Raw genomic sequence first — 23,624 nt, forward strand, 5'->3', positions numbered from 1 at the left:
AACCGTGACGATTCTGACTCTGGTGCGGCATGGCGAGACGGCGTGGAACTACGAGGGACGCATCCAGGGGTCGACCGACATCCCCCTGAACGACACGGGTCGTCTGCAGGCGCGCGGCATCGCCGACACCCTCGCCGCGGAGTACGCCGGCCGTGAGGTCGTCGTCGTCTCGAGCGACCTGGGCCGTGCCGCCGAGACGGCCGACATCATCGCCGCCGCCCTCGGCACCGAGGTCGCGCGCCGTTTCCCCGGCCTGCAGGAGCGCTCGTACGGAGAGGCCGAGGGCATGGACGCGCCCACCTTCTACGACACCTACGGCCCGTGGCACGCGGCCGATGTGCCCGGCGCCGAGACCTGGCCGGTCGTGCGCGAGCGTGCGCTGGCCGCGCTCGCCGAGGCCGTGGCATCCGCGCCGGACGGCGTCGACGTGATCGCCGTCGCGCACGGAGCGCTCATCCGCGAGGTCATCATGTTCGCCACCGACGGCGAGTTCCCCCGCGAGGGCGAGCGTCTGCCGAACTGCTCGGCGACGACGTTCCGCCTCGACGGCGACCGTTGGGAGATGCTGGCCTACGCCGGCGTCGCGAGCTGACCCGAATCCAGGTCCCTGAGCCCGTCGAAGGGACCGGAACCCGCGGACACCCCGAAACCCAGGCCCCTGAGCCCGTCGAAGGGACCGGAACCCGCGGACACCCCGAAACCCAGGCCCCTGAGCCCGTCGAAGGGACCGGAACCCGCGGACACCCCGAAACCCAGGCCCCTGAGCCCGTCGAAGGGACCGGAACCCGCGGACACCCCGAAACCCAGGCCCCTGAGCCCGTCGAAGGGACCGGAACCCGCGGACACCCCGGTGGCTTCGACAAGCTCAGCCACCTCGCACGCGCGAATCCCGGCCGCTGACCGCGGTGGCTTCGACAAGCTCAGCCACCTCGCGCACGAAACCAGGCCGCTGGCCCCGGTGGCTTCGACAAGCTCAGCCACCTCGCGCACGAAACCAGGCCGCTGGCCCCGGTGGCTTCGACAAGCTCAGCCACCTCGCACGCGCGAATCCCGGTCGCTGGCCCCGGTGGCTTCGACAAGCTCAGCCACCTCACCCGCTTACCCCGCCCGTGCGATGAGCGAGCGGGCGTGGCGCAGGATCGGCTCGTCGATCATTCGCCCCTCGTGGCGGAACACTCCCCGCTCGCCCTTTGCCGCGGCGAGCACTCCGCGCGCCCACTCCACCTGCTCGGGGGGCGGGGCGTACGCCTCGCGGATCGTCGCAACCTGCCCGGGGTGGATGCACGCGGTGGCCGTAAATCCGGATGCCACGGCATCCCGCGCCTCGTCCGAGAGTCCATCCAGGTCGGCGATGTCGACGTGCACGGCGTCGATCGCCCTCTTGCCGAAGGCCCCGGCGGCGAGCAGCACCCGAGCCCGTGACGCGCGTGCGATGTCGCGGTACGAGCCGTCGTCGTGGCGGCTCGAGGTTCCGCCGAGGCTCGCCACGAGGTCTTCGGCACCCCACATGAGCGCGACGACCTGCGGGAGCGCGGCGATCCGCGGGGCGAAGAGCACTCCCTTCGCGGTCTCGCACAGGGCGATGACCTCGTACCCCTCGAGAGGGGCGAGCGCGGCCGGGTCCTCGGCCTTCGCGACCATCACGCGCCGCACGCGGGTCTGCGCGAGGGAGTCGAGGTCGAGCGCGAAGTCCGGCGTCTCGGGTCCGTTGACCCGCACGATGACGCGTTCGGGGTCGGGATCGGCGGCGATCAGCTGCGCGCGGGCGTCGGCCTTGGCATCCGGGGCCACGGCGTCTTCGAGGTCGAGGATCGCGGCATCCGCCCTCTCGAGCGCTTTCGACAGCCGCTCCGGCCGGTCGCCGGGCACGAACAGAAGGGCGGGACCGAGCGAGAATGACCCGCTCACGCCGCCCACCCCCGCAGCACCGCGGAGATCCCCGCCGGACCAAGCGAGAACGACGCGCTCACGCGGAACCCCTGTCGAACGCGCCGCGCATCTCCGGACACGACCCGCTCACGCCGCCGCCTCCTGCGCCCACACCAGCACCGTGCGGGTCGCGGTGGCGACCACCTCGTCGTTCTGCGAGCGTCCGGTGTGCTCCATGACGACGATCCCCTGCCCGGGGCGCGACGCCGACGGCCGCACCGAGACGATCCCGGTCTCGGCGATCAGCGTGTCGCCGACGAACAGCGGGGCCGGAAAGCTCACGTCGGCCAGCCCGAGCTGCGCGACGAGCGTGCCCTGGGTGAGCTGCGCCACCGACAGGCCCACGAGGGTCGACAGCGTCCACATCGAATTCACCAGCGGGCGCCCGAACGGCTGGGTCGCCGCGTAGGCGGCATCGAGGTGCAGCGCCTGCGGATTCATCGTCAGGGTCGTGAACACGACGTTGTCGGCATCCGTCACCGTCCGCCCGGGCCGGTGCGCGTACCTCTCACCGACGACGAACTCCTCCAGATACAGGCCGCGCTGCTCGATCATGCCGCCACGGTACCCGTGAGCCCCAGCGCGCGCGAGATCACCATGAGCTGCACCTCGGTCGTGCCCTCACCGATCTCGAGGATCTTCGAGTCGCGGTAATGACGCGCCACGGAGTACTCGTTGATGAACCCGTTGCCGCCGAACACCTGTGTCGCATCGCGAGCGTTCGCCATGGCGGCGTCGCTCGCCGTCATCTTCGCGACGGCGGCATCGACGGTGAACGGCTTCCCGGCGTCGCATAGGCGCGCGGCGTGCACCCACGCGAGGCGGGCGGTGTGCACGCGGGCGTGCATGCGCGCGAGCAGGAACTGCATGTTCTGGCGCGTCGACAAGCGTTCGCCGAAGACGGTGCGGCTGCGGGCGTAGTCGACGGCGGCCTCGAGGCAGCCCTCGGCGGCTCCGGTGGCGAGGGCGGCGATCGCGACGCGTCCTTCGTCGAGCGTGCGGAGGAAGTTCTTGAACCCGTGCCCGCGCTGGCCCAGAAGGTTCACCTCGGGAACCCGCACGCCGTCGAAGGTGAGCGGATGCGTGTCGGAGGCGTTCCAGCCGACCTTGTCGTACGCGGGACCCACGGTGAAGCCCGGTGTGCCGTTGGGCACGATGATCGTCGAGATCTCGGGGCGGCCCGCGTCGGTTCGCCCGGTGACCGCGGTGACGGTTACGAAGCGGGTGATGTCGGTGCCGGAGTTGGTGATGAACTGCTTCGACCCGTCGATCACCCACTCGCCGCCCTCGAGCCACGCGGTCGTGCGAGTGGCGCCGGCGTCGCTGCCGGCCTCGGCCTCGGTGAGCCCGAATCCGGCGAGCGCGCGACCGGCCACGAGGTCGGGCAGGTACTCCGCCTTCTGCGCGTCGGTGCCGTAGCGGTAGATCGGCATGGCGCCCAGGCCCACGCCCGCTTCGAGGGTGATGGCCATCGACTGGTCGACGCGCGCGACGCCCTCGATCGCGACGCACAGGCTCGCGTAGTCGCCGCCCTGCCCGCCGACCTCCTCGGGGAACGGCAGGCCGAAGAGCCCCAGGTCGCCCATCTGCTCGACCAGGTCGAGGGGCAGCTGGTGGGCGCGGTCGGCTTCGTACGAGCGCGGCGCGATGACCTCGTCGGCGAACTCGCGCACCATCGCGCTCAGTTCGCGCTCGTCGTCGGTGAAGGCCTGCTGGCTGTCGATGCTCACGAGAGGGACTCCTTGTGGGAAGGGATGGGGGCGGATGCCGGGATGCCGGCGGAATCGTGCGGTTCGGGGTGGGAGGAGGGTGAGGTGGCCGGGCCAGCGACGGTGGCTGAGCCTGTCGAAGCCTCCGGCGCGGGAGTGCTGCGGGTTCCGGGCCCTTCGACAAGCTCAGGGACCTCGGCACCACCGGTGGCTGAACCTGTCGAAGCCTCCGGTGCGGGAGCACTGCGGGTCCCGGGCCCTTCGGCAAGCTCAAGGACCTGGGCACCACCGGTGGCTGAGCCTGTCGAAGCCTCCGGCGCGGGAGCACTGCGGGTCCCGGGCCCTTCGACAAGCTCAGGGACCTGGGCACCACCGGTGGCTGAGCCTGTCGAAGCCTCCGGCGCGGGAGTGCTGCGGGTCCCGGGCCCTTCGACAAGCTCAGGGACCTGGGCAGCACCGGTGGCTGAACCTGTCGAAGCCTCCGGCGCGGGAGTGCTGCGGGTCCCGGGCCCTTCGACAAGCTCAGGGACCTGGGCAGCACCGGTGGCTGAGCCCGTCGAAGCCTCCGGCGCGGGAGTGCTGCGGGTTCCGGGCCCTTCGACAAGCTCAGGGACCTGCGTTACGGGCGTCACCGTCGCCACCACCGCGTCTCGCGCGACCTGCGCGCCGGCCGCGGTACGCAGCCGCACCGTCCCCGCGTGCGGGCTCACGACCGTGTGCTCCATCTTCATCGCCTCGATCGTGACGAGCCGGGCGCCCGCGTCGACGGCGTCTCCGTCGGCGACGTGCACGGCGACCACGGTGCCGGGAAGGGGTGCGACGAGGTCGGGGTCGACGGCTCCGGGCGCGCGGCCGGCGGCGGTTCGGCGACGCTCGGCGGCATCCCGCCGCGACACCACTCGCAACCGGTGCGCTCCCCCGTCGGCGTGCACCCAGTACTCGACCGGTCCGCCCGTCACGACCGCCTCCCCAGCGGTACCCGGCGCGACAGCGTGCACCTGCCCGGCGTCGTCTTCCAGCGACACCGTGCGAGCAGCCACCGCTCCGCCGGCACGCCACGCCCCGACGCGTCCCCAGACCGAGCCGTCGGCCGGGGTCCCGGCATCCGCGACTCTCTGCGCCACGGCGGCGAGCGCGGCCTGCGACGGTTCCGGAGCCTCCGGAGTCCCCCGCCGATCGAGCAGCCTCGTGTCGAGGTCGCCCGCGCGCACGGCCGGATCGGCGAGCAGGGCCCGCAGGTCGGCGATGTTCGTGTCGACGCCGAGCACTATCGTGTCGGCGAGCGCGGCGTCGAGTCGCGCGAGGGCCGTCTCGCGGTCGGGTCCGTGCGCGATGACCTTGGCGATCATCGGGTCGTACAGCGAGCTGATGACGCTGCCGGTCTCGACGGCGCTGTCGACGCGGGCGGATCCCGGACGCCACAGGCTCACGGTCCCGGTCGCCGGAAGGTATCCGCGGGCGGGCGTCTCGGCGTACACGCGCGCCTCGATCGCGTGTCCGTCGAGGCGGATCTCGCCGAGCTCGAGCGCGAAGCCCGCCGCGACCCGCAGCTGCTGCTCGACGAGGTCGATGCCGGTGACCATCTCGGTCACGGGGTGCTCGACCTGCAGGCGCGTGTTCATCTCGATGAAGAACGGCTCGTCGAGCCGGTCGCCCGCGACGAGGAACTCCACGGTTCCCGCACCGAGGTAGCCGACGCTGCGGGCGGCGGCGACGGCGGCCTCGCCCAGGCGGGCACGGGCGGCTGGATCGACGACGGGTGAGGGGGCCTCTTCGATCACCTTCTGGTGCCGCCGCTGCAGGGTGCACTCGCGCTCGCCGAGCGAGAGGGTCGTGCCGTGCGCGTCGGCGAGCACCTGCACCTCGATGTGGCGCGGGCGCTCCAGCAGCCGCTCGAGCAGCAGGGTGTCGTCGCCGAAGGCCGCGGCGGCGACGCGGCGGGCGGTCGCGAGGGCCTCGGTGAGGTCGTCGGGTCCGGTGGCCACGGTCATGCCCTTGCCGCCCCCACCGGCGGAGGGCTTCACGAGCAGGGGGTATCCGGCGCGGTCGGCCTCGGCGGCGATCTCGGCGTCGGAGAGACCGGTCGCCGAGAACCCCGGCACGGTCGGCACGTCGTGGGCCGCGACGTGCTCCTTGGCGCGGATCTTGTCGCCCATCACCTCGAGCGCCTCGACGCCCGGGCCGACGAACACGATCCCGGCCGCGGCGCACGCGCGGGCGAAGCCGGCGTTCTCGCTGAGGAAGCCGTAGCCCGGGTGCACGGCATCCGCCCCCGACGACACCGCGGCGGCGACCACGGCGTCGATGTCGAGGTACGAGGGCACGCGCACGGCGTGATCGGCTTCGCGGGTGTGGGGCGCATCGGCATCCGCGTCGGTGAAGACGGCGACCGATCGGATGCCGAGACGCCGCAGCGTCCGGAACACGCGACGCGCGATCTCGCCGCGGTTGGCGACGAGAACGGTGGAGAAGGGGGGAATGCTCATGTTCACATCCGGAAGAGGCCGAAGCCCCGGTCGGCCAGGGGCGCGCGGCTGACGACGTCGAGCGCGAGCCCGAGCATCGTGCGGGTGTCGGCGGGGTCGATGACGCCGTCGTCCCAGAGCCGGGCGGTGGCGTAGTACGGGCTGCCCTGCTCGTCGTAACGGTCGCGTATGGGCTTCTGGAAGGCCTGCTCATCGGCATCCGTCCACTGCTCTCCGCGCGCGGCGCGCTGGTCGCGCGTGACGGTCGAGAGGACGGATGCCGCTTGCGCCCCGCCCATGACCGAAATGCGGCTCGAGGGCCAGGTCCAGAGGAACCGCGGGTCGTACGCGCGACCGCACATGGCGTAATTGCCGGCGCCGTACGAGCCGCCGACGAGCACCGTCAGCTTGGGGACGCGCGTGGTGGCGACGGCGGTGACCATCTTGGCGCCGTCTTTCGCGATGCCTCCGGCCTCGGCATCCCGACCCACCATGAACCCGGTGATGTTCTGCAGGAAGAGCAGGGGGATGCCGCGCTGATCGGCGAGCTCGATGAAGTGCGCGGCCTTGAGCGCCGACTCGCTGAAGAGCACGCCGTCGTTCGCGACGATCGCGACCGGGTGACCGTGCAGGCGCGCGAAGGTCGTGATGACGCTCTCGCCGTACAGCGCCTTGAACTCGTGCAGGGTGCCGGCGTCGACGAGGGTGTCGATGATCGCGCGCATGTCGACGGGCTGGGCGACGTCGGCGGGGACGATGTCGTAGAGCTCCTGCGGGTCACGTGCGGGGTCGGTGGGCGCCTCGACCTGCCAGATGGGCGCGGGGGTCGGCGGGAGGGTCGCGACGATGTCGCGGACGATCTCGAGCGCGTGCTCGTCGTCGTCGGCGAGGTGGTCGACGACTCCCGAGCGGCGGGCGTGCAGGTCGCCGCCGCCGAGCTGTTCGGCGGTGACGTCTTCGCCGATCGCGGCCTTGACCAGGGGCGGTCCGCCGAGGAACACCGTTCCCTGGTTGCGCACGATCACGCTCTCGTCGCTCATCGCGGGGACGTAGGCCCCACCCGCGGTGCACGAGCCCATGACGGCGGCGATCTGCGGGATGCCGCGGGCCGACAGCTGCGCCTGATTGCGGAAGATCCGGCCGAAGTGCTCGCGGTCGGGGAACACCTCGTCCTGCATCGGCAGGAACGCCCCGCCCGAGTCGACGAGGTAGACGCAGGGCAGGCGGTTGTCGAGGGCGATCTCCTGCGCGCGCAGGTGCTTCTTCACCGTCAGGGGGAAGTACGCGCCGCCCTTCACGGTGGCGTCGTTGGCGACGACCATCACGTGGCGCCCGTGCACGAGGCCGATCCCGGCGACGACCCCGGCCCCGGGAGCCCCGCCGTCGTACAGGCCGTGGGCGGCGAGGGGCGCGACCTCGAGGAAGGGACTGCCCTCGTCGAGCAGCCGGTCGACGCGGTCGCGGGCGAGGAGCTTGCCGCGCGCGGTGTGGCGCTCTCGCGCGGCGTCGGAACCTCCGCGGGCGGCCGTGGCGAGCGTGCTGCGGAGCTGTTCCGCGAGGTCGCGCTGGGTGGGCGGCGCGGGGGTGGCGTGCGCGGCGTTCGGTGACGTCTTGGGCGCTGGCGCGGTGACCGGTGCTGTGCTCATGGCGGCTCCGTCTCGGGGCCGCATCGTCGACGGCACCGTCGTTCCGGTCGGGGTCGTTCCCGCCGGAGGGGTTTTCAGTTAATGTTGGCTAACTGAGATTCCAGGCTAGCCCGAGCGGATGCCGATGACAAGAGCGAACGACGAGCCTCCAGGGGCCGACGGCGAGACGCGCGCTCACGCGGCGACCGCAGTCGCCCCCGCTCGCGTCGACGTCTCGCCGGACGACGCCTCCGGCACGGCCCGCGACCGCGCGACGGGCCCGACGCCTGACCCCACGTTGCGCCCGACGCCTGACCCCGCTTCCGGCACCGCTCGCGACCGCGCGAAGGCCGACCGCCGCACCGCCCTGCTTGCCGCCGCCGCCCGCCTGTTCGCCGAGCGCGGGTTCGACGGCGTGACCCTCGGCGACATCGGCGAAGCGGCCGGAGTGAGCGGACCCGCGGTGTACCGCCACGTCTCGGGCAAGCAGGCGTTGCTGGGCGCGATCCTCGTCGACGTCAGCGAACGGTTGCTCGAGGGCGGGCGCCGGGTCGCCGGGTCGTCCGTCGCGCCCACAACCGCGGAGATCCCGCCCAACACGCCATCCCCCCGCGATCGTGCACACACGGCATCCGCCCCCGACCGTCCTGCGGATCGCAGCGCCGACGCGCCGATTCCCGCAGCGTCGCGCCCGCGTGTCGCCTCCGACGTCCGCACGACGGCGACACCCGCCGACACGCTCCGCGCGCTCGTCGACTTCCACGTCGCGTTCGCGCTCGCCGAGGCCGATGTGATCCGCGTGCAGGACCGTGACCTCGACCGCCTCTCCCCCGACGACCGCCGCACGGTGCGCCGCCTGCAGAACGCGTACGTCGCGGTGTGGACCGAGGCACTCGCCGCCGCGCATCCGGATGCCGAGACCCCCGCCGAGCGGCGCGTGCGAGCGCTGGCGTGCTTCGGTCTGATCAACTCGACGCCTCACAGCGTGCGCGGCGTGCCTGCGGCTCGCGTGCGCCCGACGCTGACCCGCATGGCGCTGGCGGCCTTGACGGCCTGAGTCCCCGGCATCCGCCCCGCAGCCGGCGCCCAGCGAGGCGCCCGCCCCGCGACCGCGGCAGAACAAAGGTGCCGAGGGCGACCACTCCCCCGGCACCCCGTCCGTTCACCGCGCGACGACAACGGCGCCGCGGGTCGCTCAGCGCAGCAGCATCGCGCGCCCGGGCTCGCGCAGCACGCCGGCGACGTCGGTGAGGAATCGCGCCGCCTCGGCCCCGTCGACCAGCCGGTGGTCGAACGAGAGGCTGAGGGTGAGCACGTCGCGCAGGGCGATCTCGCCGTGGTGTTCCCACGGCGTTCGCCGCAGAGCGCCGACCGCGAGGATGCCCGCTTCGCCGGGATTCAGGATGGGCGTTCCGGCATCGACGCCGAACACGCCGACGTTGGTGATCGAGAACGTTCCGCCGGTCATCGCGGCAGGAGCAGTGCGTCCGACGCGGGCCGTCGCGGCGAGCTCGGCGATCGCGTCGGCGAGGTCGACGAGGTCGAGCCGGTCGGCATCCGGGATCACGGGAACCACGAGACCGCGGTCGGTCGCGGCGGCGATCCCCAGGTTCACGTAGTGGTGCTCGACGATCTCACCCGCCGCTTCGTCCCACTTGGCGTTGAGCGCGCGAGTGCGCCCGAGCGCGAGGCACACGGCCTTCGCGACGATCGCGAGCACGCCGATACGGTGCCCGTCGAGCGCGCGGTCGGTTTTGAGCGACGCGAGCAACTCCGTGGTCGCGGTGACGTCGAGGGTGAGGAACGTCGTCGCGTGCGGGGCCGTGAACGCGCTCTGCACCATCGCCGCGGCCGTGTGCTTGCGCACCCCGCGGATCGGCGTGCGTGTCACCCGGTCGCCGGACCGGCCGGCCGGGGAAACCGTCGACGTCGGAGCAGGGGCGGATGCCGTGACCTCAGGCATCGCCGGAGTGCGCGCGGCGAACTCCTCGACGTGGCCGCGCGTGACCATCTCACCCGGGTGGGCTGCGGCGACCAGCACGAGGTCGACCCCGAGGTCTTTCGCGAGCTTGCGCACCGGCGGGGTCGAGCGCGGACGCTCGAGGGGCAGGTCGATCGGACCGGTCTTGACGACGTCGTGGGGAGCGGCCTCGCGCACGGCGTGGTCGGAGTCGATCACCGCGGTCCCACCGCCTCGGGCCCGTCGCTTCGGACGGTTGCCGGATGCCGGGGCGGCGCCGTACCCGACGAGGTTCGGGGTCGCGCGGGCGGCGATGTCGTCGGCGGGGGCCTCGAGCGGCGCCTCGGCGATCGTCTCGACGGCGACGCCGGCCCCGGCCTCTCGAGTCGCCTCAGCAGAGGGGGCCGCCGGGGTGCCGGCATCCGTTCCGCCGAGGTCGAACGACACCAGGGGTGAGCCGACCTCGACGACGTCTCCGGCCGCCGCGTGCAGACCCTGCACGGTGCCGGCGTACGGCGAGGGGATCTCGACGATCGCCTTCGCCGTCTCGACCTCGGCGATCGTCTGGTTGAGGGTGACGGTGTCACCCTCGGCCACATGCCACTGCACGATCTCGGCCTCGGGAAGCCCCTCGCCGAGGTCGGGAAGCAGGAACTCGGCGATCATCTCTGGGCCCCCTCTGCGGTCGACGCGCTCGCGCTCCCGACCGCACCACTCGTGACATCTCGATCCAGCACCAGATCCACCGCGTGCAGGATCCGGTCCAGATCGGGCACGTGGTGCTTCTCGAGCTTCGAGGGCGGATAGGGGATGTCGTGCCCGGTGACGCGCCGCGGCGGCGTCTCGAGGTAGTGGAAGCACTCCTCGGTGATGCTCGCGATGAGCTCCGCGCCGACTCCCGCTTCGCGCGCGGCCTCGTGCGTGACGACGACGCGTCCGGTCTTGCGGACGGATGCCGCGACGGTGTTCATGTCGATCGGCGAGAGCGAGCGCAGGTCGATGACCTCGAGCGAGATCCCGTCGTCTTCGGCGGCGACGGCGGCGTCGAGGGCCGTGCGCACCTGGGCGCCGTAGGTGACGATCGTGGCATCCGTGCCCTCACGGGCAACGCGCGCGAGATGCATCGGCGGAGCGTCGGCGAGGTCGGCGTCGAGATCGACCTCGCCCTTCGAGTGGTACAGGCGCTTGGGCTCGAAGAAGATCACCGGGTCGTCGGAGGCGATCGCCTGCTGCAGCATGACGTACGCGTCCTGCGGGTTCGAGGCCGCGATCACGCGGAGTCCGGCGGTGTGCACGAAGTACGCCTCGGGCGACTCGGAGTGGTGCTCGGCCGCGCCCACGCCCCCGGCCCACGGGATGCGGATGACCAGCGGCATCCGGATGCGACCATTGCTGCGGTAGTGCAGCTTGGCGACCTGGCAGACGATCTGGTCGAACGCGGGGTAGACGAAGCCGTCGAACTGGATCTCGACGACGGGCCGGTAGCCGCGCAGGGCGAGACCCACCGCGGTGCCGACGATGCCGGCCTCGGCGAGCGGGGTGTCGACGACGCGCTGCGCGCCGAAGCGCTTCTGCAGGCCGTCGGTGACGCGGAAGACGCCGCCGAGCTTGCCGATGTCCTCGCCCATGAGCAGGACTTTGTCGTCGTTCTCGAGTGCCTTCGACAGGCCCGCGTTGATCGCGGAACCGAGAGTGAGGGCGGTCATCGCGACATCTCGTTCTCGTCGCTGTGGGGAGCTTCGGGCACTGCCGCGTTGATCGCGGAGCCGAGAGTGAGGGCGGTCATTTCTCGAACCCCGCCAGGTACTCGCTGTACTCCGCCTTCTGCCGGGCGAGGCCGGCGTGCGGCTCCGCGTAGACGTTGTCGAAGATCGTCTCGGGAGCACGCGTGGTCGCGCCGATGCACGCGGCGCGCACGTCGGCGGCGAGGGCGTCGGCGGCCCGAGCCACCTCGTCGAGCCCTCCGTCGTCGAGCATGCCCTCGGCCCGCAGGTACGCCTCAAGGCGCGCGATCGGGTCGCGACCGGCCCACCGCTCGACCTCGTCGGCGTCGCGGTAGCGGGTGGGGTCGTCGCTCGTGGTGTGCGGACCCATGCGGTAGGTCACGGCCTCGATGAACGAGGGTCCTTCGCCGCGGCGGGCACGGTCGAGGGCCCAGCGCATGGCGGCGACGCAGGTGAGGGCGTCGTTGCCGTCGATGCGGAGGCTCGGGATGCCGAACCCCGGCGCACGGCCCGCGATGGGGTACTTGGCCTGCACGGTGACGGGCTCGGAGATGGCCCACTGGTTGTTCGAGCACACGAACACCACGGGGGCGCCGTACGACGAGGCGAACACCATCGCCTCGTTGACGTCGCCCTGGCTGGTGGCGCCGTCGCCGAAATAGGCGACGGCCACATCGGTCGAGCCGTCGCGCTGAGCACCCATGGCCCAGCCCGTCGCGTGCAGAGAGTGGGCGCCGATGATGATCTGGGGCGGGGCGACGTTGATCGAGGCGTGGTCGTAGGCGGAGTGCTCTTCGCCGCGCCAGGCGAGCACGTAGCCCTCGGGCTTGGCGCCGCGGGCGAGCAGCACGCCGTGCTCGCGGTAGCTGGGGAAGGCGAAGTCACCGGGAGCCATCGCCTGGGCGGTGCCGACCTGCACGGCCTCCTGGCCGCGGCAGGGCGCCCACAGGGCGAGCTGGCCCTGGCGCTGCAGGGCGACGCCCTCGGCGTCGAGACGACGGGTGAGCACCATGTCGCGGTGGAGGGCGCGGAGTTCGTGCGGCGAGAGGTCGGCGATCCAGGGATCGAGCTCGGCGTCGGCGACACGAGTGCCGTCCGGCTCGAGCAGGCGGAGGACGTCGTCGACGTCGTCCTGGGAGTCGTGGTCGTCGGCTCTTCCGGTCGAAGAGTCTCGCGTCTGGGTGTACGTCATCGTCATCCCTCCAGGTGCGGCCCGTGGCTCCTCGTGAGAGCCGGGGCGATCCGGGTGTCGGCAACAGCGCCGACGTGGCCGACCGTACGCGCGGAATGCACCCCGCTCAAGACCTCGTCGTCATATTGAGCACAGTGCGCATTGCGGACGACCCCGGCGCTGCTAATGTTTCGCAGCATGAGCAAGCTCGACGCGGTCGACCTCGACCTCCTCCGCGCCCTGTCCGCCGATCCGCGCGCCACCGTCGTCGCGCTCGCCGAGAAGCTCGGCCTCTCGCGCAACACCGTTCAGGCGCGAATGAGCCGCCTCGAACGCGGTGGGGTGTTCCTGTCGTACGAGCGGACGCTGTCGGCGGAGGCGCTGGGCTTTCCGATCGAGGCGTTCCTGCAGGTGACCGTGCGCCAGGCCGAGCTGCCGATCATCCGCGAAGAACTGGCCCAGGTTCCCGAGGTGCTGCAGGCGCACGGGCTGAGCGGTCAGGTCGACCTGCTCGTGCGCGTCGCGTGCCGTGACACTCAGCACCTGTTCGACACCGATGCGCGCATCCTCGCGATCGAGGGCGTCGAGCGCACCGAGACGTCGCTGGTGATGGGCGAAGTGATCGGCTACCGCGTGGGCCCGCTGATGCAGCTGGCGCGCGAGGAGAACTAGCCCGCGAGGTCCCTGAGCCTGTCGAAGGGACCGGAACCCCTGAGAGACCGGTGGCTTCGACAGGCTCAGCCACCTGCGAACCGAAAGCCCCAGAGCCCGCGAGGTCCCTGAGCCTGCCGAAGGGACCGGAACCCGCGCCGGCCTACGGCGCCGGCACCACCGGGATGCTCGCCGTCTCGGTCTTCTCCTCGACCGCGCCGCCGGCGTCGAGCCGCACGAGCACCACGCCGACCAGGATCAGCGCACCGCCGACGAACTGCACGGGGGCGGGCGTCTCGCCGAGCAGCAGCCAGGCGAACCCGAGGGCGAACAGCACTTCGCTGAGCCCGACGAACGACGCGAGGCGCGAGCCGATGAGCGGCACCGCGATCACCCCGAGCGCGTAACCGACGGTGGTGGCGACGCCGCCCACCCAGAGTAGGGGCAGGATGCCGGGAACCTCGAGCCCCGCGAGCGACACCGTGATCGAGGGCGCGGCGAAGGGCAGGATCCCGGTGGCGACGAGGATGCCCATCAGCACGGTTCCGGTGATCAGGCCTCCCGCGGCGAGAGCGAGCGGCGGGAGGTCGTCGCCCGCGCGCCCGGCGATGACGAAGTAGGCGGCCGCGCACACGGCGGCGCACAGCGCGAAGATCGTCCCCAACAGGTCGAAGCGCGCCCCGCTGATATCGACCACGAGCACGAGGCCGACCATCGCCACGACGGAGCCGATCAGCACCGCCTTCGACGGAGCCGTGCGGGTGCGCACCCAGACCGCGAGCACGAGCAGCACCGGCGCGATGTACTGGATGAGCAGGGCGACGGCCACCGGCATCCGCTGCATCGCGGCGAAGTAGAACAACTGGCATCCGGCGACGGCCGTGAGGCCGAAGGCGAGGATGAGCAGTCCGTGTCGGCGGATGAAGCCGCGCTGCCGGCGGATCGCGAGGATCAGCGCGGGCGACAGCAGGATCGCCGCGACCCCCATCCGCACGAGCAGGACCGCACCGAGCGACCAGCCCCCGTCGAGCAGGGGCTTCACGAACGGGCCGCTCGACGAGAACGCCAGGGCGGAGGCGACGGCGATCACGAGCCCGGTGACGGCTCCGGAGCCGGGTCGGGTGGGGCGCGGAAGGGTGACGGACGACGTGGTCATACGGGCCTGCTGTCAGGAGTGAAGAACGTTTACACTCGTGACAGTACGACCCGCACCTGTCAGGAGTCAACATGGTCTTCATCCGTGACACCGAACTGGTGCTGCGCGCTGCCGTCGAGCTGGTCAACACCCTGCCGCAGACCGATGTCAGCGGCGTCGACACCCTCGAGGAAGTCGAGGCCCTCGAGGCCTTCACCGAGCGTCACGGCTACACCGGGTCGCGCACGCGCGACGCGCGTGAACTCGCGGCGGTCCGCGGCATCCGCCCCCGCCTTCTCGAGCTGTGGAGCACGGATCGCGACGGGGCGGTGCCCCTCGTGAACGCCATGCTCGCCGACGGTCGGGCGCTCCCCCAGTTGGTGCGGCACGACGGGCTCGACTGGCACATCCACGCGAGCGATCCGGCCGACCCGTTGGCGACGCGCATCCTCGTCGAGTCGGCATTGGCGTTCGTCGACGTCATCCGTGCGGACGAATACGCGCGCGTTCGCGTCTGCGAAGCGGACGACTGCGCGGGCGTCTACGTCGACTTCTCGAAGAACGGCTCGAAACGCTACTGCGACGCCGGCAACTGCGGAAACCGCATGAACGTCAACGCCTATCGTCGTCGCAAGGCCGAGGCTCCGGCCTCGGGATCTTTCCCCTCTCGTGCGGCGTTGACACCTGCCGGTGGGTGACTCGCCGACCTGATACCGATCGCGTGCGGACCGACGTTCGCCGTATGGATCGCCGCGCCGTGGTGTGTGAATCGTGGGCGGATGCCGAGAACCCGCCCGACCTTCCCCTCGGGCGCTCCGTCTCGACGCCGTCGGCGCCCGGCCGTCGCGCGCTCTCGTCTACGGTCGAGTCATGAGCAGCACCGCGACGGTCCGTCCGGCCACCCTCGACGATGCGGACGCGATCGCCGCGGTCCATGTCGACACGTGGCGTGAGACCTACACGGGTCTCATGCCCGACGAGATGTTCGACGACGCCGCCCTCGAGCGCCGGCGTGGGGCGTGGGCCTTCATGCTCGGATCCGACGCGCCCCCGCTGACCATCGTGGTCGCCGAACGCGACGCGCGGATCGTCGGATTCGCCCTCGCCGGAGCCTCGAAGGGCGCCGACGCGACGAAGGGATTCGAGCCGGCGCGCGATCTCACCCTCTTCGCGATCTACCTGCTGGCCGCGGAGCACGGCTCCGGTGTCGGCCACGCCCTGCTCACGGGGGCCATCGCCGACCGTCCCGCTCAGCTGTGGGTCGCGAGCGCGAATCAGCGCGCGCGGACGTTCTACGAACGGCACGGCTTCCGCGAAGACGGGGTGTCGTTCGAGGATGCCCACATCGGCGGCATCGTCGAACTGCGCATGGCGCGGTAGCGAGCCGAAAGCCCGCTTCTGCCCGCACGCCGGCGGGTTCTCGCCGGCGCCCGAGCACCCCTCCGGCACAAGTCGCCGCGCCGACTCCCCGGCCCGACTCCCGCCCCAACTGCCCGCGCCGACTGCCCGGCCCAAGTCCCCGCGCCGACTCCCCGGCCCGGCTCCCGCCCCAACTGCCCGGCCCAAGTCCCCGCGCCGACTCCCCGGCCCGACTCCCGCCCCAACTGCCCGCGCCGACTGCCCGGCCCAAGTCCCCGCGCCGACTGCCCGGCCCGGCTCTCCGCCCCCACTCACTCCGCTCCCACGAACCCCCGAATCGCCGCCGCCGCCGCCTGCGGCGTCTCGTAATGGATGAGGTGCCCGACGTCGGGGATCTCGACGAGCTCGGCCCGCGGGAACAGCGTCGCGAGCTGTCGTTCCGCTTCGATCGGCGTGATGTCGTCTTTCTGCGCGGCGATGAGCAGCGTGGGTTGCGCGATGCGCGGCGCGAACTCGCGCACGTCGTGCGAGACGCTCGTCACGAAGGCCTCGTGCAGCACGTCGCGGTCGGCGAACCGCGAGAAGTACTCGTCGTGCTGCTCGTGCACGAACCGTCGCAGCTGCGGGTCGCGCGTCTTCGCCATGGCGTTGCTCATGACTCGGACGATGAGTCCGTTGCGCAGAAGCCCTTCGCCGATCGCGCGCGGCAGCTTCGCCCCGGCCAGGTAGTAGAAGACGGCGAGCCGGGTCAGAATGCCTCGCGGTCCCTCGAGGGCGGGCGCTCCGATCGGGTTGACGAGAATCAGCCTGGGCGTCGAGAGACCTCCGGCGACAGCGGCCGCCGACACGATCGAGCCGAACGAGTGCCCGAGGATCACGGGATCCGGAGCGACGTCTTCGACGAAGGCACGCAGCCACGCGGCGTAGGTGTCGAGGTCGTGCGGGCGTCCGACGAGAGGGGCCGTCTCGCCGAACCCGGGAAGATCGGGCGAGATGACCCGGATGCCGGGAAGGTGCGCCACGACGGGATCGAGCCCGTGGTGCTCGCCGCGGAAGCCGTGCACCGCGACGATCGTCGTCGCTGCGGAGTCGTCACCGTAGACCCAGTACGCGGTCGTGCCGCCGAGCACGTGCGCCTCGCGTCGCGTGACGGGGATCGCGGCGAGCAGTTCGGCGTACGGATTCGGCATGGGTCGAGTCTAGGAGGGGGTTCCGACATCGACCTGGACGCTGCGACGAGACCCGTTCCGCACCCCGCGCGAACGCGTCCGGCCCGCACCCCCACGTCCGCGCACCCGCGCGCCGCAAAGACCCGCTCCGCACTCCCGCGCGAGCGCGGGTCCGGCCCCCGACCGAGCCGCGGCATCCGCCTGTGTCCTCCCCCATCGACCCCGGTGCCTGCGCGCCTGGGCGCCCATGTCGGAACCCCGCTCTACCGTGATCGCATGACCACGTGGCAGGCCGAGCCGCTCCCCTTGTTCCAGACGCCCGAGTGGGCGCGCCTCATCGGCGTGTTCGACCTCGAGACCACCGGGATCGACGTCGAGAACGACCGCATCGTCACCGCGCACGTCGGCGTGCTCGACGTCGACGGACACGTCGTCGACGCCCGAGACTGGCTGGCCGATCCGGGTGTCGAGATCCCACCCGGGGCGGCCGCCATCCACGGCATCAGCACGGAACGCGCTCGCGCCGAGGGCGCCCCGGCGCCGCGCGTGGTGAGCGAGGTCGTCGAGGCGCTGTCAGCGCTGTTCGCGGCGGGGATCCCGGTCGTCGCCTACAACGCGCCGTTCGACTTCTCGCTGTTGAAGAACGAGGCAATCCGGCACGGCGTCGAGCCAATCGCCGCCCCGTCGCCGGTCATCGATCCGCTGGTCGTCGACAAGACGTACGACCGCTATCGGCGCGGAAAGCGCACGCTGTCGGTCGTCGCCGAGCACTATTCGGTGCCGCTCGAGTCGGCGCACGAGGCCTGTGCCGATGCCGTCGCGGCGGGTCGGCTCGCCCTCGCGCTGGCCGAGAAGTTCGGCCCCTGGATGCCGTCCACTCTCGACGAACTCCACACCCGCCAGATCGGGTGGGCCCGCGCGCAGGCGGCGAGCCTCACCGAGTACTTCATCAAGATCGGGCGCTTGGATGCCACGGCTCCCCCGGTCGACGGAGCGTGGCCGATCCGCTGAGTGGTGCTGGCCGGGATTTCTGCGACGCGAGCAGTTGCCTCATGCGCTGAGCGGGACCACGACGGACCTGCCCACCGCTCCCTTCTCGATGAAGCGTCAGTGGCGCCGTGAGCGGTCAGGGCCCTGATCTCGTGAGGCTGCCCAGTCGACGGTGTCTGGCGGAGCTCCTGCGCGACCTCGACTCGACTCCCCCGGTTGGCCGCGTCGAGTAGACCACTACGCGACCCCGAATCAACTCCCCCGTGGACCGCGTCCGGCCGATCCAGAACGCGACCCCGACTCGACCCGCCGGTCGACCGCGTCGGGCCGACCCCTCCCGCGATCGTCCGGGCCTGTCCGACCCTGCCGAGCGTCCCTGCCGCTGATTCAGCCTGACTCTCAAGGTCGGTGGCTCATGGCCACTTCCCGTCCCCGATACCGCTTCTGGCCTGGACTTCTCCCGACCACGAACCCAATGTCGGAGGTCCCCGATACCGTTCTTCCATGACCAGCACCGCCCCTTCCGAAGACCGGCCGCGACCGGTGTTCCGCGAGAGCGACGGTGCGCCCTGGCCCAGCGACGACGAGCTCGAGGTCGAGGCCCGATGGGCGGCGATACGTGAGTCCGCAGACGTCGACTGGTGGCCCTACGATCAGCCCACGCACCTCGCTGACGCGCTCAGCGCAGCACCCGAGGTCGAATGGTGGGCGGATGCCGACGACGACGCCCCCTGCGCCGTGAACGGTGTGGTCATTCCGCTCCTCGTCGGCGGCTCGCCCGCGTCCGAGTGGGCGGATATCGCGGACGCTCTGTCGGAAGTCCCCGGCGAGGCGTCGAGCGAGACCGCCCGGCAGAACGCCGTCGATCCGTTCGACGAGTTTCTGTCCGCTGATGCCGATGACGGCGACGTCGATGCCCCTCTCCATCGGCTGAAGGCCGTCGCGCTGCTGCGCCAACGGGCGACCGCAGAGGAGTACCGGCTCATCGCGTCCATCCTGCAGGCGGCTGCCGAAGACCCCACTCACTGGGCGGGACCCGATCCGACCCGAGACCCCTCGTGGAACGACGCACGTCGGCGCACCATTCGCGCCGTTCGTCGCGATCGCGCGGACATGGCCGAACGCGCCGCCGTCGCCGAGATCGCCGTGCGTCTCCGTCTGTCCGAGCAGACCGTCCGCACGCGCGCGGCGCACGCCCGCACCCTCGACGAGCGCACGCCTGCCGTCTGGCGGGAGTTCAGCGAAGGGCGGATCTCGGAGCGCCACGCGGTCGAGGTCGCTCGACTGGCGTCGTCCCTGCCCGACGAGCCCGAGCCGTTGCAGCGTTTCGATGAGCAGGTCTGCGAGCGAGCCGTGGTGCTCACACCCGCGAAGTTCGCCGTCGCGGCGCGCGTCATCCGCGAGCGCGTCCACGCGGAGTCCCTCGAAGAGCGCCATCGTCGCGCCGCGGCAGATCGCGGCGTCTGGATGTCCGCTGAACTCGACGGCATGGCCTCGCTCAGCGCCCTCCTCCCTGCCGATCGGGCTCGTGCCGTCATGGCGCGCCTTGACGGAGTGGCTCGCTCTCTCCGCAATCTCCCCGACGAAGACCGCACTCTCGCTCAGCTGCGCGCCGATGCTCTGGCCGATCTCGTCGCGACGGTCTCCTCCGACGCACCCGATCCGGCGCGAGCGGAGGCCGCCACCCCGGACTCCCCGTCGACAGGGGCCTCGATGTCGCCCCAGCCCGCGGTCTCTTCGCCGCACGTCGCTTGGTCCCCGGTCGATGCACCGCCGGTCGATTCGCCCCCGGTCGATTCGCCCCCGGTTTCTTCGGGCCCGGTCTCTTCGCCCCGGGTCGCTTCGCCACCCGCCACCACCGCACCGCGTTCCACGCCTCCCGCAACGGTGATCGTCACCGTCCCCGCGCTGACGCTGCTCGGCGCATCCGACGAACCCGCCACTTTGGAGGGTTACGGCCCCATCGATCTCGACACGGCCCGGCGCCTCGCCGGCAATGCGACCTCGTGGATCCGTCTGCTCACCGACCCCGTAACCGGCGCGCCCCTCGCTCTCGACCGCAAGACCTACCGAGTGCCGCTCGCGCTTCGTCGTTGGCTCGGCGTGACGCGCCCCACGTGCGTCTTCCCCGGATGCAATCGCGCCGCGCGCGAATGCGACATCGATCACCGCACGGCGTGGGCCGAAGGCGGAACGACCGACGAAGACAACCTCGACCCGAAGTGCCGCCATCACCATCGACTAAGACACGAAACGCTGTGGGAGCCGTCCGCAGCACCCGACGGTGACCTGACCTGGCGTTCGCCCCGGGGCGAGATCTTCGACGCGGATCCGCCGCCGTTCTAGGACTCACGGCCGGATCCGGGGAAAGCTCACGCCCGCGGTCGAGCCCGGTGCGTCGGGTCCACCCGGTGGAGCCCACACGGGCGAGCCCACAGCGTCGAGCCCACCCGGTCGAGCCGACAGTGTCGAGCCCACAGCGTCGTGCCCACAGCGTCGTGCCCACAGCGCCGAGCCCACAGCGCCGAGTTCGAAGGGGCATGTCCGACATATGCACCACGCCCCATCGAGCACTCCCGCACTCATGATCGGACCCTGCACCCGCATCCCTACGCGTGCACCACGGCCCCGATCGAGCACTCCCGCACTCATGGTGGGGCCCGCACCGGCATCCGTCTCCAAACCCGCCAGGTCGGCTCATTCCGCCTGCAGCGACCGCCGCCAGGCGACTTCCCGCTCCAATTGCCCCGTCCGACGGAACATCTGCACCTGATGCGTATCCGCGAGAACGCTCGCGAGCTCGTCCCGATCCGCGGGCACGAACCCGAGGTTCTGCCAGAAGCCTCCCGACCGACGGCTGAAGAGCCAGGCCGTGTGCGCACCCTCGGCGGCTGCGCGCTCGAGAGCGAAGACGGCCAATGCGCGGCCGTGGCCCATCGATCGTCGCTCCGGGGCGACGGCGACGCTCCTTATCAACACATGCCTCCCGTCCGCGCTGACTTCCCATCCCGTGCTGCCGAGAATCCGACCGGCACCAGCCCGATCGGCGCCAGCTCGACCAGCACCAACACGACCAAAGCCAACCTCCTCGGCGCCAGCCTGACCGGCACCGACCTGACCCGCGCCGACCCCACCGGCGCCGACCCCACCTCCGCCAGTCCGACCAGCACCAACCCGAACAGCGCCAACCTGACCCGCACCAACGGCACCGGTCCCCTCCCCGTCGACGCCCTCGCGCTCGACCCAGAGGCGTACCGTCGGCGCAGCGAGGCCGGCCACGGTCAGATCCGCCTCGCGCAGAAAGGCCTCGACCTCCGCGATCTCCTCCGCCGTCCGGCACCGCTGCAACTCCACCGCTCCAGCTAACCAGTCCGGCGCAGACGCCGACCACACGCCCCACCACCCACCTCCGACCACTCGCCCCACCACCCACCTACGGCCTCACGCCCCTGCCCGATGCCCTGCCACAATGATCCGGTGACCGTCCGCATCGCCACCGTGCAGGCCGAAGCCCGCCCCGGAGCCCTGCTCCACAACGTCTCGCGAGCGACGCACCTCATCGCCGAAGCGGCGGACGCGGATGCCGATGTGGTGGTGTTCCCCGAAGCGTTCCTCACCGGCTACACCGACGAGGTTTTCGCGGCGCCCCTTCCCGACCTCGACGACCCGCAGTGGCAGGATCCTCTCCGACGCATCGTCGACGAGACCGGTGTCATCGCCATCGTGAACACCGCCCTGCAGTCGAGCGGCAGACGGACCCTCACCGACGTGGTGTTCGCTCCCGGACGTGCTCCGTTCGCCGCCTACGCCAAACAGCACCTCCACGCCCCCGAACGCGAGATCTTCGACGCCGGCGAGCGGGGCTTCTCGTTCGAGGTGAAGGGCGTCCGCGTGGCGTTATCGGTCTGTTACGACGCGAACTTCCCGGAGCATGCGGCCGCCGCCGCGGCATCCGGCGCTCTCGTGTACGTGAACAGCGGCGCCTACTTCCCCGGGGGCGCGCGGCGACGCGACCTGCACTACGCCTCGCGAGCCCTCGACAACGGCATGTACGTCGTCTTCAGCGGACTCGTGGGCGCGCCCAGCGATTTCATCGGCGGTTCCGCCGTCTTCGACCCGCTCGGCCGCCGCATCGCGCACGTCGAAGGTCGCGAGGGGATCGCGATCGCCGACATCGACCCTGCCGTCGTCGCCGACGCGCGCGCCGAGCAGCGCATGTGGCGAGACCGTCGCGATGACCTCGGAAAATGCGAGAGCGCGGGAAAGCTCACGCCAAGGGTGTGAGGGCGGAAGCGCATTCATTTCGCCACACACGCGGCGACGGGGCAGCGGGCGCAGTCGATCATGACCGGCGCTCATCGCCAGGACGGACCCTGAAGGATGCGAGACCGCGCCACCCCGCGCCCTCCGTCAGCTGCACCGCGCCGCCGAGCCCGACGCCCCGCGCGCACCCGACGCACCCACCAACCCGGAAAAGCGAAAGCCCCCCGTCCCGAAGGACGAGGGGCTTTCGCTGCGAGAACCGCTGCGGATCAACGACCGCCGAAGTTCTTGAAGCGCTGGTTGAACTTCTCGACGCGACCGGCGGAGTCCATGATGCGCTGCTTGCCCGTGTAGAAGGGGTGCGAAGCGGACGAGATCTCCACGTCGATGACGGGGTACTCCACGCCGTCGAGCTCGATCGTCTTGTCGCTCGAGACGGTCGAACGGGTGAGGAAGGTGTCGCCCGAACCGAGGTCGCGGAAGACGACGGCCTTGTACGTGGGGTGAATGTCAGTCTGCATGGGAGGTCCTTTGAGAAGTGGTGTCCTGGATTCTGCCAGGACGTCAAAGTCTGCGGCGCCGAAGGCACCAACGTCAGAGTCTATCAGGCCGAAGCACTGCCCTGACACGAGGGCGCCGACTCGCCCGACGCCTCGAGGCGAAGCGCCTCAGACCGCGCGCGCCGCGTACCGCCCGGCTTCGCGCGACAGCGAGATCTCGAGCCCGAACGTCTTCGTGAGGTTCTCGGCCGTGAGGGCCTCCTCGAGAGGACCGGATGCCACGACCTCGCCGTCGCGCAGCAGCAGCACGTGCGTGAACCCAACCGGGATCTCCTCCACGTGGTGGGTCACCATCACCATCGCGGGGGTGGTCGGCGCCTGCGCGTAGCCCGACAGCAGGGTGAGCAGCTCCTCGCGCGCACCCAGGTCGAGGCTCGCGGTGGGCTCGTCGAGCAGCAGCAGCTCGGGGTCGGTCATGACCGCTCGAGCGATCTGCACGCGCTTCTGCTCGCCGTCGCTGAGGGTGCCGAAGGTGCGGTCGGCGAGGTGGTCGAGCTTCCACTCGGCGAGCACGCGCAGCGCACGACGCTCGTCGATGTCGTCGTAGTCCTCACGCCAGCGACCCACGACCGAGAACGCGGCCGTCAGCACGACGTCGAGCACCGTCTCTTCCGGCGGCACGCGACGCGCCATCGCCGACGAGGCGAAACCGATGCGCGGACGCAGCTCGAACACGTCGGTGCGACCGAGACGCTCCCCGAGGATCGTCACCGAACCAGACGTGGGGTGCAGCAGGGTGTCAGCGAGCTGGAGCACCGTCGTCTTGCCGGCGCCGTTCGGCCCGAGCACGACCCAACGCTGGTCGTCCGACACCTCCCAGTCGAGGTGGGACACGATGTCCCGCGCGTTCCGGCGGACGACGACGTCGGAGAACTCGAGCACCTGGGGCATGGCTCTAGCCTACTGTCCGAGAC

At 71.3% G+C, this 23,624-nt stretch carries 21 protein-coding genes; 8 read left to right on the top strand and 13 right to left on the bottom strand.

The window, feature by feature from the left end; all coding sequences use genetic code 11:
- Positions 1-4 precede the first annotated feature (4 nt).
- Positions 5-592, top strand: coding sequence for a histidine phosphatase family protein (locus ABXS86_RS03430; protein WP_307210872.1), 588 nt, complete (start codon positions 5-7; stop codon positions 590-592).
- A 506-nt stretch (positions 593-1,098) separates the two neighbouring features.
- Here the strand turns inward: ABXS86_RS03430 and ABXS86_RS03435 are convergent.
- The 5 genes from ABXS86_RS03435 to ABXS86_RS03455 form a co-directional block, all read right to left on the bottom strand.
- Positions 1,099-1,908, bottom strand: coding sequence for an HpcH/HpaI aldolase/citrate lyase family protein (locus tag ABXS86_RS03435; RefSeq protein WP_353665624.1), 810 nt, complete (start codon positions 1,906-1,908; stop codon positions 1,099-1,101).
- 108 nt (positions 1,909-2,016) lie between these two features.
- A complete protein-coding gene (locus ABXS86_RS03440) occupies positions 2,017-2,484 on the bottom strand; it encodes a MaoC family dehydratase (protein ID WP_353665625.1) in 468 nt (155 codons plus the stop codon).
- Positions 2,481-3,659 (bottom strand): acyl-CoA dehydrogenase family protein, encoded by a 1,179-nt coding sequence (locus ABXS86_RS03445; protein ID WP_353665626.1) that lies wholly within the window; start codon positions 3,657-3,659, stop codon positions 2,481-2,483. The genes ABXS86_RS03440 and ABXS86_RS03445 overlap by 4 nt, the downstream gene beginning before the upstream one ends.
- Positions 3,656-6,124 carry a biotin carboxylase N-terminal domain-containing protein gene (locus ABXS86_RS03450; RefSeq protein ID WP_353665627.1) on the bottom strand — a complete coding sequence of 823 codons (2,469 nt, stop codon included), beginning with the start codon at positions 6,122-6,124 and terminating at the stop codon, positions 3,656-3,658. The genes ABXS86_RS03445 and ABXS86_RS03450 overlap by 4 nt, the downstream gene beginning before the upstream one ends.
- 2 nt (positions 6,125-6,126) lie before the next feature.
- Entirely contained in the window at positions 6,127-7,749 is a 1,623-nt protein-coding gene (locus tag ABXS86_RS03455) for a carboxyl transferase domain-containing protein (RefSeq protein ID WP_353665628.1), read from the bottom strand.
- Positions 7,750-7,873: 124 nt separating this feature from the next.
- Between ABXS86_RS03455 and ABXS86_RS03460 the strand changes: the two genes are divergently transcribed.
- Positions 7,874-8,785, top strand: coding sequence for a TetR/AcrR family transcriptional regulator (locus tag ABXS86_RS03460; protein ID WP_353665629.1), 912 nt, complete (start codon positions 7,874-7,876; stop codon positions 8,783-8,785).
- A 138-nt stretch (positions 8,786-8,923) separates the two neighbouring features.
- Here the strand turns inward: ABXS86_RS03460 and ABXS86_RS03465 are convergent, their stop codons facing one another.
- The 3 genes from ABXS86_RS03465 to pdhA all read right to left on the bottom strand — a co-directional run bounded on the left by ABXS86_RS03465 (position 8,924) and on the right by pdhA (position 12,610).
- Positions 8,924-10,354 (bottom strand): dihydrolipoamide acetyltransferase family protein, encoded by a 1,431-nt coding sequence (locus ABXS86_RS03465; protein WP_353665630.1) that lies wholly within the window; start codon positions 10,352-10,354, stop codon positions 8,924-8,926.
- The gene (locus ABXS86_RS03470) at positions 10,351-11,394 is read right to left on the bottom strand and encodes an alpha-ketoacid dehydrogenase subunit beta (RefSeq protein ID WP_353665631.1); all 1,044 of its coding nucleotides are present in this window, start codon (positions 11,392-11,394) and stop codon (positions 10,351-10,353) included. Before ABXS86_RS03470 ends, ABXS86_RS03465 begins: the two co-directional genes overlap by 4 nt.
- Positions 11,395-11,470: 76 nt before the next feature.
- Positions 11,471-12,610, bottom strand: coding sequence for a pyruvate dehydrogenase (acetyl-transferring) E1 component subunit alpha (gene pdhA / locus ABXS86_RS03475; RefSeq protein ID WP_409988237.1), 1,140 nt, complete (start codon positions 12,608-12,610; stop codon positions 11,471-11,473).
- Between the two features lie 171 nt (positions 12,611-12,781).
- Here pdhA and ABXS86_RS03480 point away from each other — a divergent pair, with 171 nt between their 5' ends.
- Positions 12,782-13,255, top strand: coding sequence for an Lrp/AsnC family transcriptional regulator (locus ABXS86_RS03480; protein ID WP_307210855.1), 474 nt, complete (start codon positions 12,782-12,784; stop codon positions 13,253-13,255).
- A gap of 142 nt (positions 13,256-13,397) precedes the next feature.
- On the opposite strand, the gene ABXS86_RS03485 is transcribed toward ABXS86_RS03480, so the two are convergent.
- On the bottom strand, positions 13,398-14,390 hold the full coding sequence (locus ABXS86_RS03485) for an EamA family transporter (protein WP_353665633.1): 993 nt from the start codon (positions 14,388-14,390) through the stop codon (positions 13,398-13,400).
- A 71-nt stretch (positions 14,391-14,461) separates the two neighbouring features.
- On the opposite strand from ABXS86_RS03485, the gene ABXS86_RS03490 reads away from it, so the two are divergent.
- Together ABXS86_RS03490 and ABXS86_RS03495 are read left to right on the top strand one after the other, a co-directional pair.
- Positions 14,462-15,067, top strand: a complete 606-nt coding sequence (locus ABXS86_RS03490; RefSeq protein WP_353665634.1) for a CGNR zinc finger domain-containing protein — start codon at positions 14,462-14,464, stop codon at positions 15,065-15,067.
- A 172-nt stretch (positions 15,068-15,239) separates the two neighbouring features.
- The gene (locus tag ABXS86_RS03495) at positions 15,240-15,749 is read left to right on the top strand and encodes a GNAT family N-acetyltransferase (RefSeq protein ID WP_353665635.1); all 510 of its coding nucleotides are present in this window, start codon (positions 15,240-15,242) and stop codon (positions 15,747-15,749) included.
- Positions 15,750-16,039: 290 nt separating this feature from the next.
- Here the strand turns inward: ABXS86_RS03495 and ABXS86_RS03500 are convergent, their stop codons facing one another.
- Positions 16,040-16,918 (bottom strand): alpha/beta fold hydrolase, encoded by an 879-nt coding sequence (locus tag ABXS86_RS03500; protein ID WP_353665636.1) that lies wholly within the window; start codon positions 16,916-16,918, stop codon positions 16,040-16,042.
- Between the two features lie 255 nt (positions 16,919-17,173).
- On the opposite strand from ABXS86_RS03500, the gene ABXS86_RS03505 reads away from it, so the two are divergent.
- Together ABXS86_RS03505 and ABXS86_RS03510 are read left to right on the top strand one after the other, a co-directional pair.
- Positions 17,174-17,908, top strand: a complete 735-nt coding sequence (locus ABXS86_RS03505; protein ID WP_353665637.1) for an exonuclease domain-containing protein — start codon at positions 17,174-17,176, stop codon at positions 17,906-17,908.
- A gap of 483 nt (positions 17,909-18,391) precedes the next feature.
- Complete coding sequence (locus ABXS86_RS03510; protein ID WP_353665638.1) at positions 18,392-20,233, top strand: HNH endonuclease signature motif containing protein; 1,842 nt, start codon at positions 18,392-18,394, stop codon at positions 20,231-20,233.
- A 351-nt stretch (positions 20,234-20,584) separates the two neighbouring features.
- Here ABXS86_RS03510 and ABXS86_RS03515 read toward each other — a convergent pair whose 3' ends face one another.
- On the bottom strand, positions 20,585-21,316 hold the full coding sequence (locus tag ABXS86_RS03515; RefSeq protein ID WP_353665639.1) for a GNAT family N-acetyltransferase: 732 nt from the start codon (positions 21,314-21,316) through the stop codon (positions 20,585-20,587).
- 48 nt (positions 21,317-21,364) lie between these two features.
- On the opposite strand from ABXS86_RS03515, the gene ABXS86_RS03520 reads away from it, so the two are divergent.
- Positions 21,365-22,171, top strand: coding sequence for a carbon-nitrogen hydrolase family protein (locus tag ABXS86_RS03520; RefSeq protein ID WP_353665640.1), 807 nt, complete (start codon positions 21,365-21,367; stop codon positions 22,169-22,171).
- A gap of 248 nt (positions 22,172-22,419) precedes the next feature.
- Here the strand turns inward: ABXS86_RS03520 and ABXS86_RS03525 are convergent, their stop codons facing one another.
- Positions 22,420-22,671 carry a type B 50S ribosomal protein L31 gene (locus ABXS86_RS03525; protein WP_055837630.1) on the bottom strand — a complete coding sequence of 84 codons (252 nt, stop codon included), beginning with the start codon at positions 22,669-22,671 and terminating at the stop codon, positions 22,420-22,422.
- 147 nt (positions 22,672-22,818) lie between these two features.
- Positions 22,819-23,601 carry an ABC transporter ATP-binding protein gene (locus tag ABXS86_RS03530; RefSeq protein WP_251507425.1) on the bottom strand — a complete coding sequence of 261 codons (783 nt, stop codon included), beginning with the start codon at positions 23,599-23,601 and terminating at the stop codon, positions 22,819-22,821.
- Positions 23,602-23,624 lie beyond the last annotated feature (23 nt).

Origin of the sequence: Microbacterium sp. che218 (genome assembly GCF_040436305.1) — a bacterium.
In the GTDB taxonomy this organism is placed as follows: Bacteria; Actinomycetota; Actinomycetes; order Actinomycetales; family Microbacteriaceae; genus Microbacterium; species Microbacterium algihabitans.